Source organism: Rheinheimera sp. 4Y26 (assembly GCF_025245835.1).
In the GTDB taxonomy this organism is placed as follows: Bacteria; Pseudomonadota; Gammaproteobacteria; order Enterobacterales; family Alteromonadaceae; genus Pararheinheimera.
This window is the reverse complement of sequence record NZ_JAOBWS010000008.1, coordinates 177,679-193,100: the sequence shown is the minus strand read 5'-3', so window position 1 is coordinate 193,100 and position 15,422 is coordinate 177,679. Positions and strand designations below refer to the sequence as shown.

Annotated in this window: 12 protein-coding genes and 1 other RNA gene; 3 read left to right on the top strand and 10 right to left on the bottom strand. The window is 46.8% G+C overall.

The features are described 5' to 3' along the window. Nucleotides 1–322 precede the first annotated feature (322 nt). The 3 genes from N3Z11_RS12170 to N3Z11_RS12160 are packed head-to-tail and all read right to left on the bottom strand — an operon-like array spanning nt 323 to nt 3,788. The gene (locus N3Z11_RS12170; protein ID WP_260657450.1) at nt 323–2,107 is read right to left on the bottom strand and encodes an AAA family ATPase; all 1,785 of its coding nucleotides are present in this window, start codon (nt 2,105–2,107) and stop codon (nt 323–325) included. Next, a complete protein-coding gene (locus tag N3Z11_RS12165; RefSeq protein WP_260657449.1) occupies nt 2,104–2,622 on the bottom strand; it encodes a hypothetical protein in 519 nt (172 codons plus the stop codon). Before N3Z11_RS12165 ends, N3Z11_RS12170 begins: the two co-directional genes overlap by 4 nt. Next, nucleotides 2,619–3,788, bottom strand: coding sequence for a DUF4297 domain-containing protein (locus N3Z11_RS12160; RefSeq protein ID WP_260657448.1), 1,170 nt, complete (start codon nt 3,786–3,788; stop codon nt 2,619–2,621). Before N3Z11_RS12160 ends, N3Z11_RS12165 begins: the two co-directional genes overlap by 4 nt. Before the next feature lie 705 nt (nt 3,789–4,493). Here N3Z11_RS12160 and N3Z11_RS12155 point away from each other — a divergent pair. Next, entirely contained in the window at nt 4,494–4,985 is a 492-nt protein-coding gene (locus N3Z11_RS12155; RefSeq protein WP_260657447.1) for a hypothetical protein, read from the top strand. A 192-nt stretch (nt 4,986–5,177) separates the two neighbouring features. Here the strand turns inward: N3Z11_RS12155 and gcvP are convergent, their stop codons facing one another. The 7 genes from gcvP to N3Z11_RS12120 all read right to left on the bottom strand — a co-directional run bounded on the left by gcvP (nt 5,178) and on the right by N3Z11_RS12120 (nt 14,810). Next, nucleotides 5,178–8,066 (bottom strand): aminomethyl-transferring glycine dehydrogenase, encoded by a 2,889-nt coding sequence (gene gcvP, locus N3Z11_RS12150; protein WP_260657446.1) that lies wholly within the window; start codon nt 8,064–8,066, stop codon nt 5,178–5,180. A gap of 307 nt (nt 8,067–8,373) precedes the next feature. After that, nucleotides 8,374–8,760 carry a glycine cleavage system protein GcvH gene (gene gcvH, locus N3Z11_RS12145; protein ID WP_260657445.1) on the bottom strand — a complete coding sequence of 129 codons (387 nt, stop codon included), beginning with the start codon at nt 8,758–8,760 and terminating at the stop codon, nt 8,374–8,376. Between the two features lie 90 nt (nt 8,761–8,850). Then, nucleotides 8,851–9,930, bottom strand: a complete 1,080-nt coding sequence (gene gcvT, locus N3Z11_RS12140; protein WP_260657444.1) for a glycine cleavage system aminomethyltransferase GcvT — start codon at nt 9,928–9,930, stop codon at nt 8,851–8,853. A gap of 268 nt (nt 9,931–10,198) precedes the next feature. Further along, entirely contained in the window at nt 10,199–11,422 is a 1,224-nt protein-coding gene (locus N3Z11_RS12135) for an FAD-dependent monooxygenase (RefSeq protein ID WP_260657443.1), read from the bottom strand. Then, the gene (gene ubiH / locus N3Z11_RS12130) at nt 11,409–12,800 is read right to left on the bottom strand and encodes a 2-octaprenyl-6-methoxyphenyl hydroxylase (RefSeq protein WP_260657442.1); all 1,392 of its coding nucleotides are present in this window, start codon (nt 12,798–12,800) and stop codon (nt 11,409–11,411) included. Before ubiH ends, N3Z11_RS12135 begins: the two co-directional genes overlap by 14 nt. Before the next feature lie 47 nt (nt 12,801–12,847). Continuing rightward, nucleotides 12,848–14,185 carry a Xaa-Pro aminopeptidase gene (gene pepP / locus N3Z11_RS12125; protein ID WP_260657441.1) on the bottom strand — a complete coding sequence of 446 codons (1,338 nt, stop codon included), beginning with the start codon at nt 14,183–14,185 and terminating at the stop codon, nt 12,848–12,850. Nucleotides 14,186–14,228: 43 nt separating this feature from the next. Then, nucleotides 14,229–14,810: a UPF0149 family protein gene (locus N3Z11_RS12120; protein ID WP_260657440.1), complete on the bottom strand. Its 582-nt coding sequence runs from the start codon at nt 14,808–14,810 to the stop codon at nt 14,229–14,231. A 121-nt stretch (nt 14,811–14,931) separates the two neighbouring features. Here N3Z11_RS12120 and N3Z11_RS12115 point away from each other — a divergent pair, with 121 nt between their 5' ends. Next, nucleotides 14,932–15,195, top strand: a complete 264-nt coding sequence (locus N3Z11_RS12115) for a cell division protein ZapA (RefSeq protein WP_260657439.1) — start codon at nt 14,932–14,934, stop codon at nt 15,193–15,195. Between the two features lie 36 nt (nt 15,196–15,231). Continuing rightward, nucleotides 15,232–15,415, top strand: a non-coding RNA gene (ssrS, locus tag N3Z11_RS12110) — 6S RNA. The last annotated feature ends 7 nt before the right edge of the window (nt 15,416–15,422 follow it).

Here is a 15,422-nt window from a genome sequence, read left to right as displayed (position 1 = left end):
CTGTTGAGTATGCAAAGCAGGCCGCATAAGCTGGAAAATCTCATCACGGGATTGGTATTAATTCCGGGGAAAGGTCAGATTTGTTCCGCTCACTGCGATCTCTCTAGTTTCCGAGAAAGTTAATTGGTTGCCTAACAGTTGTATATTGTGCTGACACGCTTTCTCTGGTTTTACCAAATGACACTCTGATGCTTACTCATGATCGATTTTAACACCCACGAAAAAAATAGGGTGTTTTACGACAGCAAGCCTGAATGTCATTGCAGAAGTTAACACCTGATAATACTGCGAATTACCGGATATTTTTAAATAAAATCAAATATCACAAGTTAATGATATCGATGCTGTCATTCCGCTTTAGATACATCAGATGGTCATCACCGGGGAATTTGGGGAGCCACTCGATATCCGCATTGTCACCTTCGTAGTGATAGCCTGTTGTTGAGAAAACAACTTGAACCCCAGTTATAGTAGACAGTGTTTTAAGAGTCTTGATGTAGCCGTCTAAATCTAAATTCTCTGTATCTTGCTGTTTCGGCGTATCAAGTATGATAAACCTGAAATTCTTATAGGGCTTAGACACTAGCAATTCGATAAGCGCAGCATGGAAAGCAAGAACAGCCCTTATCTTAGTGCTTCCTTTAAGTTGTTTAATTGTTTCAACCCCAAGAACAGGAACGAAGTCGTCAACGAACGTTATGTTTTTGCTAATATTTGTGGTGTGAATAGCGTCTAACCACTTAATGAATAGGTCTTTGAGTTCATGCTTGAGCTTTATTAATTCTGGAGATGTAGATTTACTATTTGAAAGGCTCTGTAGCTTTTCATAGGCCTTGTTTCGCTCAACAGCGTTAGAAAATACTTTTTCCTCTAAGACACTAATATGGTCCAGTTCACTAAGCTGCGACTGTAACTCAAACACTTGGTTTTTGATGCGAGATATGGCATCAACCAATGCAGATATTTCTGGTTTCTTCGAAGAAGCGTTTCGTTCTTCGAGAATCGACTGAATGCCAGCTTCAAAGTTAGTTTTAAGCTGCTCCAAGTTCGTTAATGATGCGGAATCAGAAATACGATTCCGCTCTAAATCCTTTAGTTGATCCTTCAAATAAAGCAGATTTTTACTGTAAGAACCGGAGCTATGTGAGAACAACTGACAGTTAGCGGATCCACAAATTTCATCAAAAGACATGAAAACACGCCGTGCTCCCTCATTCAAACTCACTGTTTCAATTTCTACGTTAATGTCTTCAATGATCTTCGTGATACCGCTTTCCCGTTTACGGATCTCATTTATTTGTTCATCAATGTGGCGAATTTCAGCACGCTGCTTAGCGATAAGCCGATCATAAACGCTCAGTGTTTCATCATGATAAGTGCCAGAGGTTTTAAACTGTTCTAGTTCTTTCTCTAATGATTCTATTTCAGTCCTAAGCGCCTCAGGCGTAGCGGTAATATGTGAGGATTTGGATTTTGCAGCATCTAATTGCTTGTTAAACGTCTGAATTCGTCTATCAAGAATGTCTAGATTTTCCTTGGCGATCCGGCGTTGTCTCTTTTCGTCTACAGAGTTTTTAGGAGATAACCTGAAAATCATCCGAACCATTTCAGAAAACTGATCTTTTACAAAATTGCTCGGCGCAGCATAGAGAGAGCCATAACCGTAGTCTTGATCGAGGTAGAAAATGGGTAACAATGATGACATATACGGTAAAGTTGCTTGGCTTCTCACATCAACTAATTCGCTGGTTTCGAAGCCCATCAGTTCGAACATGTAAGCACTGTGAGTTGCTTCATCAAAAAAAGTCTGCACAAACCCATTTGGCTCACGGATCTCTATATGAAATTCTTTGGTATAGTAGCGTTTGAATTGATAGATGCCATCTGCTGCTGTACTAATACTCAATACGGCATAATTGCATCGTTCATAGATGTCATTTCTAAATTCATTTGGGTAGCCAAGACAAAACGAAATTGATTGAACTATAGGTGTTTTGCCGGAACCATTCGGGCCATATATTTGTGTAATGTGGTCTGCAAACAATAATTCTTCAGAAGCCCAGCCGTCTCGACCTTTAGGAAAAATTTGTAATTTTAGTAATTTCATTCCAACTCCAGATCTAACTGACGCGATACGCATATATTACGATATGATCTTGAAATGAACGCTATATTGTATTCAAGGAGCTCGTTCCAATTCATGGCGCGTTCTACAACTTTTTTTCCCAGTTCAGTTATTTGCAACCTATCTTTCCGATTATTAACAATAATCAGGCCTGTAGACTCCAGAAAACCTAGTGCCGTTACTGTTCTAATTCTAAGATTGGCAGACCAACCGATATGCTGAGCAGATCCTTTAAAGCCTACAAAGCTTGACTCAATACATTCACCGACCAACTGCCCTAACTCTGCAACTTTAGGTTTGCGCCTATCTTTCGCCATGACCAAAATAATTATACAGATCAAGGGAAGTTGAAAAAGTGCTTCATTGTCGAGTAACCCTACTGGTTGCTTGCACATGTCTTGATTCGGCAGGGTTTCTTGCTCACTTGATACTTTTTGTGGCATGTTCACAACAATTTGTTTAGTCTTAACCCTGTCAAAAAATGTCTCGAAATTCATATGCTTCCTTTCACAAGTTCTGAAAATAGAGCGCCAAGTAGTAGTTCTTTTGTAAGATCAAAAGCTAATGATTCAGCTGCGAGGTCATCTATTAACTTTTCTAAGGGTTTTTGTAGATGGATTATATGAAGTGAATTTCCAGTACCTGACTTTGCATTTTTTAGTACCTCTCTTACCTTGCCGATTATTACCCTGAGATCCATCTCGCGTAATGGATGCCTGTTGTTACGATACCAGACATCCCATTCAGTTTTGCATTTTGAACAAAATGTCACATCTTCTAAAGATGCTCCGGCAGCTAGCAATGTCCGTTGAATTATCGAAGTCGACTTTATCGCCTTTGGGTCCCCACCTTGTAAGATTTGCTCATAGGCTTCTTTAGAGATGCTCAGCAATGGCAAGAGATCGTCGATAGAAACAGCTGCGCTTTTCTCAATAGAGTCAACTGTAAAAGGAATGATCACACCAGCGGATTTGTTTGATATGAGATCCAAAAGTTTAATGATTATGTCAGTCGATTCGTGATGCTGTAAGTCAATTTCGCTGTATTCATAAATTGTTTCTCTAACAGCTGGTCCAAAATGACTTGGGTCTTCTTTAAGGTAATGCACGTCATTTTCAAACACGAGTTTGGATAAACGAGCTTTGATTTCACTTTCCGTCAGTGGGTTATTAATTTCGTCAGGGTAAAGTTCGTTAAAGCGAGCAAGTAATTCCTGAGTGAATTTATTGGCGAAGGTTCCTTCTTCAATATCTGACAGCAACTCGTCGATCTGATCATCATTGTGGATGTTGGTCTGGAAAACAACTGCGTTACAGTGGTCATCAAATACCACTGTGTGTAGTAGCATTTTTCCGACGAAGCTGTTTCTGATAGCCACTTTGCACTGAGTTTTTTGTGTGGGTTTTATCCCAAATACCTCTGCAAGTGTCCAGTTTTTGTTCTGCTTAGCGCGTGTTTTTACCTGATAAAAAATATATGTAAGACCGGCCCCATCTTTCTTACGGACAACGACATCATCATGCAAGTCACAATAGACTCGGTCTACATCAGTACCAGACAAGATTTGTAAAGCAGCAATAGCTGCTGACCGAACCTGAGCTTTGTAGCGCGCAAATGAATCTCTACCAGATTGTTCTCGAGGCTGAACAGTTTCAAGTACCATTATTTTTATTCATCCTGAAAATTCACTCAATTCCATTGCAAGCAATGTTTTTCATTTAGGGAACATAGTCATGAATTTTTGCAAATATTTCAAGATTTTTTACATCTCATATTATTAGTAATGGCTGTCGTACAGCCAGACTCAATTCTATGTATCTACTCAACGATAACCTTGTCAGGTTTGGCACAAAATAGTCCAAAATTGCAGTAAAATAATTGAGCTTCACTCATAACTGTCGCCACCAGTGCGAATTTGAATAACACGTGTCAAATTCCTCGCAGAGTCAATTTCAGCATCAGTGAGCGATTGGTTAATATGCTTGCTCAGCACAATTGCCGTCGTGTCGTCTAATTTTCTACAAAACAAAATATCGCCTACTGCAAAGTGAGGTTCCTGACAAAGGTCAGCAGGAAGGGGGATTTCATTTTTGCTGCCGATTTCAACTTGATAGTTTATGCTCGTGCCTTGCGCCAAGGCGACTTAAAATAGGCATATTTAACTTTTTTAAAGACTCGAAAATCAATTTAATTTCATATAAATTAATTATTAAACAATAAGTTATCTTCACCATCAACCATAGCACAGCCATTTGTGAAAGGCTATTTTTTCATCTAAACAGAGATGCTAGAAGCAAATCGGTATTGGCTTCACGCATCAAGATAGCCGCAGACTTTGCGCTTTCCTGAGCTGCAATTGGAGCACAAAATGCATCTCGATTTGACCAATATGCTGCCATCACAAGCTACTACTGATATTGAGAACATAGCTTCGACCTACCAGAATTGCTGCCGGGGCTTACTCTGGTTTATGTGGATACGTGAACTTGATACTGACAGGACTTCGGTCAACATACTTCAGGCTGGGGCACAGATGCTCGCCAGCTATGACTGCTTCACTGCATCTTTAAGGTTCGGTCTCTACTGTTCCCGCTATTTTTCAAAGCACGGCAGCGTATTAAGTGACGATGTCGCTCTGTATTACCTGCGACTGAGCTTTTCTATCTTAGAGCATAGCTCTGACGCTGTCATTGAGTGGGTGCGTAAAGCAGAGGGCTTTGATTTTCCGGATGGCTTGAAAGAGGAGTTCTGGATTCAGGCCTGTACTGCTTATGCACAGCATGAATACGACAACGACCCGGATCACTTTGACTCAACTATTGAATTTGCGATGAGCTTTTTACTGAACGACCGGGCGTGAATTAGACCAAAAAAAAGCAGAGGCGAACCTAAGCTCGCCTCGTTTTAAATAAAATTAGCCAAATATCCGGCTTAAAATGAAAAAGACGAGCTCTAGGCTCGTCTTTTGTATCTAATTAACCATCTTAATTAAAATAACCAACTTAATTAAAACGTTAACCAACTTAATTAAATGATCCCAACTCCTTTTCAATTACCGATAATCTTCCGGGCTAGGGCAAGCACACATTAAATTCCGGTCGCCATACACGTCATCAATCCGCGTTACTGTTGGCCAGAACTTGTTGTCGGCTACGTATTGCGCCGGGAAGGCGGCGTATTGACGGTCGTATACGCGGTTCCAGTTGGCGTCGAAAATATCGGCCATGGTGTGTGGGGCAAAGTGCAGCGGGCTGTTGTCTGCTGTCCACTCACCTGCTTCTACCTTGGCAATTTCGGCGCGGATAGAAGTCATGGCTTCAATAAACTTGTCCAGTTCCACTTTAGATTCAGACTCTGTTGGCTCAATCATTAAAGTGCCGGCCACAGGGAATGACATAGTCGGCGCGTGGAAACCGTAGTCCATTAAACGTTTGGCAATGTCCATCTCGGTTACGCCAGTGGCTTCTTTTAACGGACGCATATCGATAATACATTCGTGCGCTACACGGCCGTTTTTGCCTTTGTACAGCACAGGGAACATAGGGTCGAGTTTAGCGGCCATATAGTTGGCATTTAAAATGGCGTATTCAGTAGCCTGACGTAAACCGTCGCCGCCCATCATCTTAATGTACATCCAGCTGATTGGCAGAATGCCGGCGCTGCCAAATGGAGCGGCAGAAACTGCACCGTTGTTCGCGCCTGTGTCTTCGATTTTTACCACAGCGTGGTTAGGCAGGAACGGAGCCAGTTGTTTTTTCACACCTATTGGACCCATGCCTGGGCCGCCACCGCCGTGTGGAATACAGAAAGTTTTGTGCAGGTTTAAGTGAGATACGTCTGCGCCGATAAAGCCTGGTGAGGTTACACCCACCTGAGCATTCATATTGGCGCCGTCCATATACACCTGGCCGCCGTGGGCGTGAATAATGTCACACAGCTCACGAATCGACTCTTCAAACACACCATGGGTTGAAGGGTAAGTCACCATAATGGCGGCTAAACGGTCAGAAACAGCTTCGGCTTTGGCTTTTAAATCAGCCATGTCGATATTGCCGCTCTTGTCACAATCTACCAGCACTACTTCAAAGCTGGCCATAGCCGCTGTTGCCGGGTTAGTACCGTGGGCAGATACCGGAATTAAACAGATGTTACGGTGCGACTCACCACGGCTTTCATGGTATTTGCGTATAGCAATCATACCGGCGTATTCGCCCTGCGCACCTGAGTTTGGCTGCATCGACATCTGGTCGTAACCTGTGATGTTCACCAGCCAGTCGGCCAGTTCACCAATCATCTGGTAATAACCTTCCGCCTGATCTTTAGGCACGAACGGGTGCAAAGAGGCAAATTCAGGCCAGGTCACCGGGATCATCTCAGCAGTTGCGTTGAGCTTCATGGTGCAAGAGCCCAATGAAATCATCGCGTGGTTTAATGCTAAGTCTTTGTTTTCCAGCTTTTTGATATAACGCAGCATCTCAGTTTCGCTGTGGTACTGGTTAAATACCGGGTGCGTTAAATAAGCAGAAGTACGCACTAAATCAGCAGGAATAGAGTTAGAACCATTGGCAACAATGCTTGCATCCAAAGCGGCAACATCTAAACCGTGACCAGCGCCAAATACCACATCAAACAGCTCGGCAATATCAGCTACTGAAGTTTGTTCGTGGAAGCTGACGCTTAAAGTGTCGGCTAAATCAGTGCGCAGGTTCACGCCGGCCTTTAAAGCACGGGCTACAACTTCGCTGCGGTTGGCAACTGCAAAAGTTACAGTGTCAAACCAGCTGTTGTGCAAAAGTTTTACGCCCTTGGCAGTTAAACCAGCGGCAAATACATCGGCTGAACGGTGAATACGTTCTGCAATGTTTTTCAGGCCTTGCGGGCCGTGGTACACACAGTAGAAAGACGCCATATTGGCCAGTAACACCTGAGCAGTACAGATGTTCGAGTTGGCTTTTTCGCGGCGGATATGCTGCTCGCGCGTTTGCATGGCCATCCGCAGGGCCTGATTGCCACGGCGGTCTTTAGACACACCGATAATACGGCCTGGCATAGAACGTTTGTAATCGTCACGGGTGGCAAAAAACGCTGAGTGTGGGCCACCAAAGGCCATAGGCACACCAAAACGTTGGGCTGAACCTAATACTACGTCAGCACCCAATTCGCCTGGTGATTTTAACAGCAGCAGCGCCATTGGGTCTGTTGCTACAGCAACAATGGCTTTTTTCGCTTGTAAATCAGCGATTAACTGCGCGTCGTTGCGTACTTCACCAGTGGTTGACGGGTACTGAATTAAGGCACCAAATACATCGTGACTGGTGGCTTCAGTTGCTTTACCAACGATGATGTCAAAACCAAACATTTCGGCACGGGTGCGTACTACGTCGATGGTTTGTGGGTGCACGTCATCGGCAATAAAATAAGTGTTTGATTTGTTTTTAGTCACACGTTTAGCCAGCGCCATAGCTTCAGCAGCGGCAGTGGCTTCGTCCAGTAATGAAGCAGATGCCAGCTCCATACCTGTTAAATCTAATGACACTTGTTGGAAATTCAGCAGCGCTTCTAAACGGCCCTGGGCAATTTCCGGCTGGTATGGGGTGTAAGCAGTGTACCAGCCCGGGTTTTCCAGCACGTTACGTAAAATAACGTTGGGTGTGTGGGTTGGGTGGTAACCCATACCAATGTATGACTTATACATTTTGTTTTTGCTGGCAGCAGCTTTTAAATAAGCCAGCGCGTCCGCTTCTGTGGTCGCTTCACCCGTTGCCAGCGGCGTTGTTAAGCGAATGTCGGCTGGCACTGTCTGAGCAATCAGCTCTTCAATGCTGCTAACACCCAGCTCTTTGAGCATCGCTGCTGTTTCAGCTGCGTTCGGGCCGATATGGCGGGCGATAAATTCTTGTTGATTCGCAAGTTGCGACAGGGTTTTCACAGAAGTGGTCATGCCTGGAATTTCCTAAAAAGCTTAACTGGGGCAACGGTTTGGCGCTGCAGACTTTACCCTTACGGGTTAAATTTCTGTTTGGCCTTGCCGTTACTGATTTAACTGCTAAAAACTTTTACCCTTTCGGGTAAGGTGCCTCCTAAATCATTGATGAAGCAGGTAGGCGGCAACTAAGCGAATCTCCATGAGCATAGTGAACTATGCGATTGGAGTGAGCGAAGGCGGCCAACAACCCTGCGTCGTCAATGATGACGGAGGAAAACAAAACCCCGCTTATTCGGCGGGGCTTGTGTTGCCCTTGCGGGCCTTATTCGGCGATAGCAGCAGCGTAACCTGCAGCATCTAACAAAGCAGCAACTTCGGCTTCGTCAGATGCTTTAATTTTAAACATCCAGCCGTCGGTGTATGGTGCGCTGTTCACTGTTTCCGGTGAATCGCCCAGGGCTTCGTTGATTGCCACAATTTCACCAGAGATTGGCGCATAAATATCAGAAGCCGCTTTTACAGATTCAGCAACAGCAACGTCGTCGCCCTGAGCAACAGAGTCACCCACTTCTGGTAATTCAACAAACACCATGTCACCCAGCAGGTCTTGTGCGTGTTCTGTGATACCTACGGTGTAAACGCCGTTGCCTTCACTGCGAACCCATTCGTGTGACGCTGCATATTTTAATTCTTGTGGGATAGAGCTCATGTTAATTCCTCGGACTTAATTCGCGATTTAATATTATGTTTATTGGCAGGAAACGGTATCTACGCGCGCCCTGCCAAGGCAACAGCTAGTTTAGATGACTTTTTTACCCATACGGACAAAAGAAGGTTTTACCACTTTTACCGGTACTAATTTACCACGGATATCCACTTCGGCCGTTTCACCAACAGTTGCTGGCACGCGGGCCATCGCAATGGAATAACCTAAAGTAGGTGAAAAGGTACCAGAAGTAATTTCGCCTTCACCACCTTCAACCACAACTTTCTGGCCATGACGCAGCACACCTTTTTGCTCCATCACTAAACCAACCAGTTTAAAGGTGCCTTCAGCACGTTGTTTCTCAAGGGCTGCGCGGCCGATAAAGTTACGATCGCTTGGCTCCCATGCAATGGTCCAGCCCATATTGGCAGCCAGTGGCGATACGGTTTCGTCCATATCCTGACCATACAGATTCATGCCTGCTTCTAAACGTAAAGTGTCGCGGGCGCCTAAACCTGCTGGTTTTACACCAGCGTCCAGCAGTTTTTGCCAGAAGTCAGCAGCCATTTCGTTTGGCAGGGCAATTTCGTAACCGTCTTCACCTGTGTAACCAGTGGTGGCAATAAATAAGTCACCTGCCTGTACACCAAAAAATGGTTTCATACCGGCAACAGCGGCTTTTTGGCTGTCATTTAATAAAGTGGCAACTTTGGCTTTGGCATTCGGGCCTTGTACCGCAATCATCGCAAATTCAGGACGTTCGGTAACTTTTACGTCAAAAGCTTTAGCTTGAGCGTTGATCCAGGCCAGGTCTTTTTCGCGGGTGGCAGAGTTCACCACTAAACGGAAATAATCTTCAGACAGGAAATACACAATTAAATCGTCAATCACACCGCCGGCTTCGTTCAGCATACCGGTGTACAGCGCTTTGCCTGGCACTGTTAATTTGGCAACGTCGTTGGCCAATAAGAAGCGTAAAAATTCGCGGGTGCGCTCGCCATTTAAATCAACAATGGTCATGTGAGAAACGTCGAACATACCAGCGTCGGTGCGCACAGTGTGATGTTCTTCAATTTGAGAGCCGTAATGCAGCGGCATATCCCAGCCGTGGAAATCGACGACTTTTGCGCCAGCTTCGAGATGTTTGCCAATTAACACAGTTTGTTGAGCCATCTGTACCATCCTCTCTGCCAGTTATGCTCTGGCTGTTGTGTAAGGTAATAATGGTTCTGCAGCGTACAGCTTGTCTGGCACTATGCCAAATGCCGATAAAGGCGTTGGCCAGCGCCCGGCAATTTTGCTGATATCCACAGCATCATTACGGGTATCGCTAAAAGTTGCGCCGGATTATAGCCGATGGGTCAAGCGCTCAACAGCCCCTTATTAATTAGATTTAATAATGCGAAGCCAGGATTGTATACCTTATACCTTCAACGCAAAGTTACAGCGCTACAGGTACAGGCCTTGCCAGCTGCGGTAAATCACCACTATTACCGAGCGCAGCAGCCATAATTTTTCGCTTCAGAAATGGCAACTGATTGGTGGTTTTCATACCAACAGCTCGTACCAGTTTCGCGAGTGGATCCTGCAGTAAAAAACCACGTTTAAACAGCTCCATGGCAGCAATCATCTGTTGTGCCTCGGCTTTTCGCCAGCGTTCATACTGGCGCAGCATCTTTTGACTGGCCCAGGGTAAATTTTTTGCCATCTGCTGATTGATTAGTTCTGCTAATGCGGCAACGTCCATCAGCCCTAAATTCATCCCCTGGCCGGCCAGCGGATGTATGGTGTGGGCAGCATCTGCCACCAGCACCACCTGCTGTTGTTGCCACTGAGTGGCATAACGCATTTTCAGTGGAAATTTATGCCTTGGGCTTTGCACTGAAAGCACACCCAGTACCGACTGAGTTGCTGCGCTGAGCGCCTGGTTAAACTCAGCGTCCTCTTTTGCCATTAAATCAGCGGCCTGTGCCGGGCTGGTGCTCCAGACAATTGAGCATAAATTTGGGTCGCTCAGCGGCAACAGCGCCAAAGGCCCGGTTGGCAAAAACACCTGACGGGCGCATTGCCCATGCGGCTGCTGTGTTTTAACCACAGCCACCAGCGCATGCTGGTCGTAATCCCAGAATGTCAGTGGCAACTGCAGGCTTTGCCGTACCTTGGATTCAGCGCCATCGGCGCCCACCAGCAATTTGGCCAAGTGCACAGAGCCATCGCTTAATGTAACTAAACTTTGTTCATCCCCTGTGCTGATTTGGCTGATAGCCCGGCCAAATAAACACTGTACCTGCGGATATTGTTGCAGCTTCAGATATAACTGCTGACACAGCTGCTGATTGTCGACTATCCAGCCCAAAGCCTGTTGGTTTTCAGTTTGTGCATCAAATTCAATACGGGCAAAACTGTCGGCTTCCCATACTTCCATCTGCTGATAAGCCGGGTTTGCCGTAAGCCCCTGCCAGACGCCCAGCGCTGTTAATAACCGCTGTGACGCCAGATTAAGCGCACTGACCCTTAATAAAGTGGCGGGCGCAGGCTCTGGCGCCGGGCCTTGCTCCAACAGGGTAATTTTTAATTTTTGGCTATAGTCGCCGCTTGCCAATAACAGCGCCAGGGTTAAACCGGCGCTGCCGCCGCCTGCGATGAGCACATCAGATGTTTGCATCAGACTGGCCTCCGGGGCCTTGTTTATTAAGCTCAGAAGATTGAGAACAAGAGAATGACTTTTCAGCGGCCAGTTGCTGTGCTTTTACCAGCCGCTGCGTTTTTACCAGCTGCGTGTTTAGCTGCTGCGTTTTTTGCTGCTGTGCTTGAAGCGACGTAAAGCCCATGGTTTGGCTGGCAAAGGCCTGTTTTAATTCGCTGCATTGCATTAAGGCGGTTAAACCCAGGCTGCGGCCTAAAGCCAACAACCGTGAGCTGTTGGAAAAAAGCCGCACTAAACCGTCGGTGAGACTAATCACTTTTTGCATATCGGCGCTACGCAGCTGCTGATAAGCCGAAGTGACGGCATAACAGCCCGGGTCTGGCTGATCTTTAATTAAAGCCGCCACAGCCGCTATATCCCGCAGCGCCAGGTTAAAACCCTGACCGGCAATAGGATGTAAATTGTGCAGGCTGTTGCCACAGAGCATTAAACGATGGCTGCTGGCGTCAGTGCTGTATTTAAGCGTCAGCGGATAACAGACTCTGCTGCCGACGCTCTGAAACAGCCCGGCTCTGTATCCAAAGGCGTTTTGCAGCTCAGACAGAAAATCTGCATCTTTGAGCTTCATTAACCGCGCTGCTTCGTCCGGTGTGACCGTCCACACCAGCGAATAACGCTGACGGCTTAATGGCAATAACGCCAGTGGCCCTTGTGGCGTAAATCGTTCAAAAGCACGTTGCTGATGGGGACTTTGAATACCGATATTGGCAATGACCGCAGATTGGCCATAAGGCTGTTGTTGCTGGCTGATACCGGCAAGCTGGCGGCTCGGTGAATCGCCGCCTTCACACAGCAGCAAAAGTTTTGTGCTGAGTTGTTGGCCACTGGCCAGCAGTAACTGATGGCAACTTTGGGTTTTGTGCAGCTGCTGAATTTGATCGGGTCTGAACCAGCAAAGTGTGCCCTGCTGACTAAACTGCTGCAGCTTTTGATACAGCAGCGCGCCTATATATTCAATTTCAATCACCTGCCCCAGGCTTTGGCGGTTAAATTCGCTGGCAGACAAATACACTTTGCCAAAATGACCACGATCCGACACCTGAATATGTTCAATGGCGCAGGCTGATGGCGCCAGCTGACTCCAAAGCCCCCATGCAGCCAACAGCTCCACACTGGCTGCGGCCAGCGCAATGCTGCGGCTATCAAAACTGACCTGGGGCGCGGTTGCGGCCTGGCCTTGCTGGTGCGACGAAGCGCCTTGCTGGGGCTCTGGCGCAGCCTGCTGCTCAACAATAGCCAGTTTTAGCGCCTGGTTTTGGCTAAGCAGCACATAAGCGAGCATGGCGCCTGTCATGCCCCCACCGGCAATCACTACATCAAATGTGTCAGTATGCAACTGAGTTCCTTGTATCCAACGGCCCTGACCCCAGCAGCCAGCAGGGTTTATTGCAGGCCGGCCATTAATGCTTCAATAGCGGCAATTTCTTTGGGCGCAGTATCGGTCAGATTTAAATGACCATCTTTGATCACCAGCAAATCATCTTCAATCCGTACCGCCAGCCCCCACCACTTTTGCTCACAGGCAGAACCTTTTGGAATATAAAGGCCAGGCTCTATGGTCAGCACCATACCAGGCTCAAAGGGGCGTTCTACGTCATTCACTTTGTAAGCGCCAACGTCGTGTACATCCAGGCCCAGCCAGTGACCAAGGCCATGGATAAAATACTTTTTACAGGCCTGCTCTTTAATAAGCGCTTCAAGCTCACCCTGCAAAATACCCAGCTCCAGCAGCCCTTTGGTCAGCTCAAAAATGGCGGCAGCCACTGTGTCTTTAGTACTGTTGCCCGGTTTTACCGCAGCGCAGGCGGCGTATTGGGCGTTCAGCACCACCTGATACAACGCGGCTTGTTCGGGGCTGAATTTGCCACTGACCGGGAAAGTACGGGTAATGTCGGCGGTATAACCGGCCAGTTCACCACCAGCGTCAATCAGCACTAAATCGCCGTGCTGAAGCTCTGCGTTATTGTCGGTGTAATGCAAAATACAGCCGTTTTCACCGCCACCGACAATAGTGTTGTAGCCAGGCTCGCGAGCCCCCTGCATGGCAAAATGATGGCGGATAATGGCTTCGAGCTGAAATTCCCACATACCAGCTTTGCACTGGCGCATGGCTTGTTTGTGCGCATCAGCACTGATTTTACAGGCTTGTTGCAGCAGGCCGATTTCGGCTTCGTCTTTAAAAAGTCGCAGTTCGGCAATAATGGGCCTTAAATCCAGCTGTTGGCTTGGCGCCAGATAACCTTTTTTCGGGTAGTTGCGTAAGGTAGCCAAAGTGCTGCTGACTAAATCATCAAGCTTTGAATACAAACCCTGGCTATAGACCAAAGTGGTTTTTTGATTCAGCGCGTTTTGCACTTCTTGTGTCAGCTGCTCGTTACTAACCGCCGGCAAAGCAAACTGTTGTGCCGCTTGCTCAGGGCCAAAACGACGGCCTTGCCAGATTTCCGCCAGCTCGTCTTTGGGCCGGCACAGCAGTAGTTCTGTTATTTCGCCACTGGCTGATTTTTGCAGAATTAATAAAGCATCTGGCTCAGGAAAACCGGTCAGATAGTTAAAATCGCTGTCCTGACGAAAGGCAAATTCGGTATCGCGGCTTCGGGTAATTTCGGTGGCTGAGCTTACCAACAACACTGAATTTTCGGGTAATTTTGCCATCAGGCGGGCGCGGCGGCCGGCATAAACTGCGGTATCAAATACCGGCGCTTTGATAATGGATGCCATCAGTACTGAGTCTCCGGATAACACTGTGAATGCAGGGTTCTGATTAGTGCAGCGTTTTGGCTGCCACTTCGCTGATGGTAAATTTTTGCCCTACTTCATTAAAACAAGTCAGCACCAGCAAACGCATATGCTCGAGCACCAGGAAATAAGACTCTTCGTTTTCGGCGTCGCTGGCGTCATCTTCGGTATAAATATCAATACGGGTGACTTCGGTCAGCTGATCAATAGCTTCACGCACATCTGGCGACACCAGAGACAAATCTGTTTGCTGAATGGCAAAACCCACTAAAAACGCCTGCGCCCATTCAATCATGGCTTCGAGCCGTTCCGGCATAGCGTCGTCGTCGCTGGGTAACAATAACTGCAGGCTGTAGTCTTCTTCCGCCAGCTGTTTTGCGGTTTCGGCAATTAATTGTTCAATTAAGTCTTTTAAATGTGCATTCAGCGCCTGTCCGTCGTTTAAGAAGTCGTACAGAACTGGTAAAATTGTGCCTGCATCCGCCGGAATACCGGCACTGAGCATACCGGCAATCAATCCCTGCACCTCGGCAGCTGACGCCATCACCGAATGTTGATCAAGTTGACTGGTCCAGTGATCGTAGTTAAGCAGCAGTTGAGAAGTCATATTAATCCGGTATTCACTATGATAATTGACACTATGCTATCACCGCCGCCAGGCAGCGCCAAGTCAGTGCCTGTCGGCCGCCTTCAGATAGCCAGCATCCAAGATGGAAAGATAGGTTGATATGTACCCAAAAAAGCCAACAGCAGAAGCAAGCAACACTAAGCCTAAACCAAAACAACTGACGGTCACAGTGCTGGGTCGCCATATGAAAATTGCCTGCCCGGCCGGTCAGGAAGAAAAACTGCAAAATGCCATGCTGGAGCTGGAACAGCGGGTCAGCAAAACCAAATATCAGCCTGGTGTGCATGGCGCTGAAGATGTATTGCTGATGATTGCGTTAAATTTGTGCAATGAGTTGCTGGAACTGAAAAAGAACGCAGATTAGGGCTTACGGCCTGGTTTGCAGCTGATATACTGTCTGGGTTCTCTGGGTTGTTTGTGATTAGACTGATGTCCCCGAGCCGATACTTGTTTTAACATAGGAATTCTTTTCCAGCACTATTGTGCAAGCCCGGCCCGTACCGGGAAGCCTGCGGTGCTGATCTGACTTCCGCCTTGAACCTATGGTTCGAGGCTAACGTTTGACACGGCAATTCGGAGAACACTTCCTTT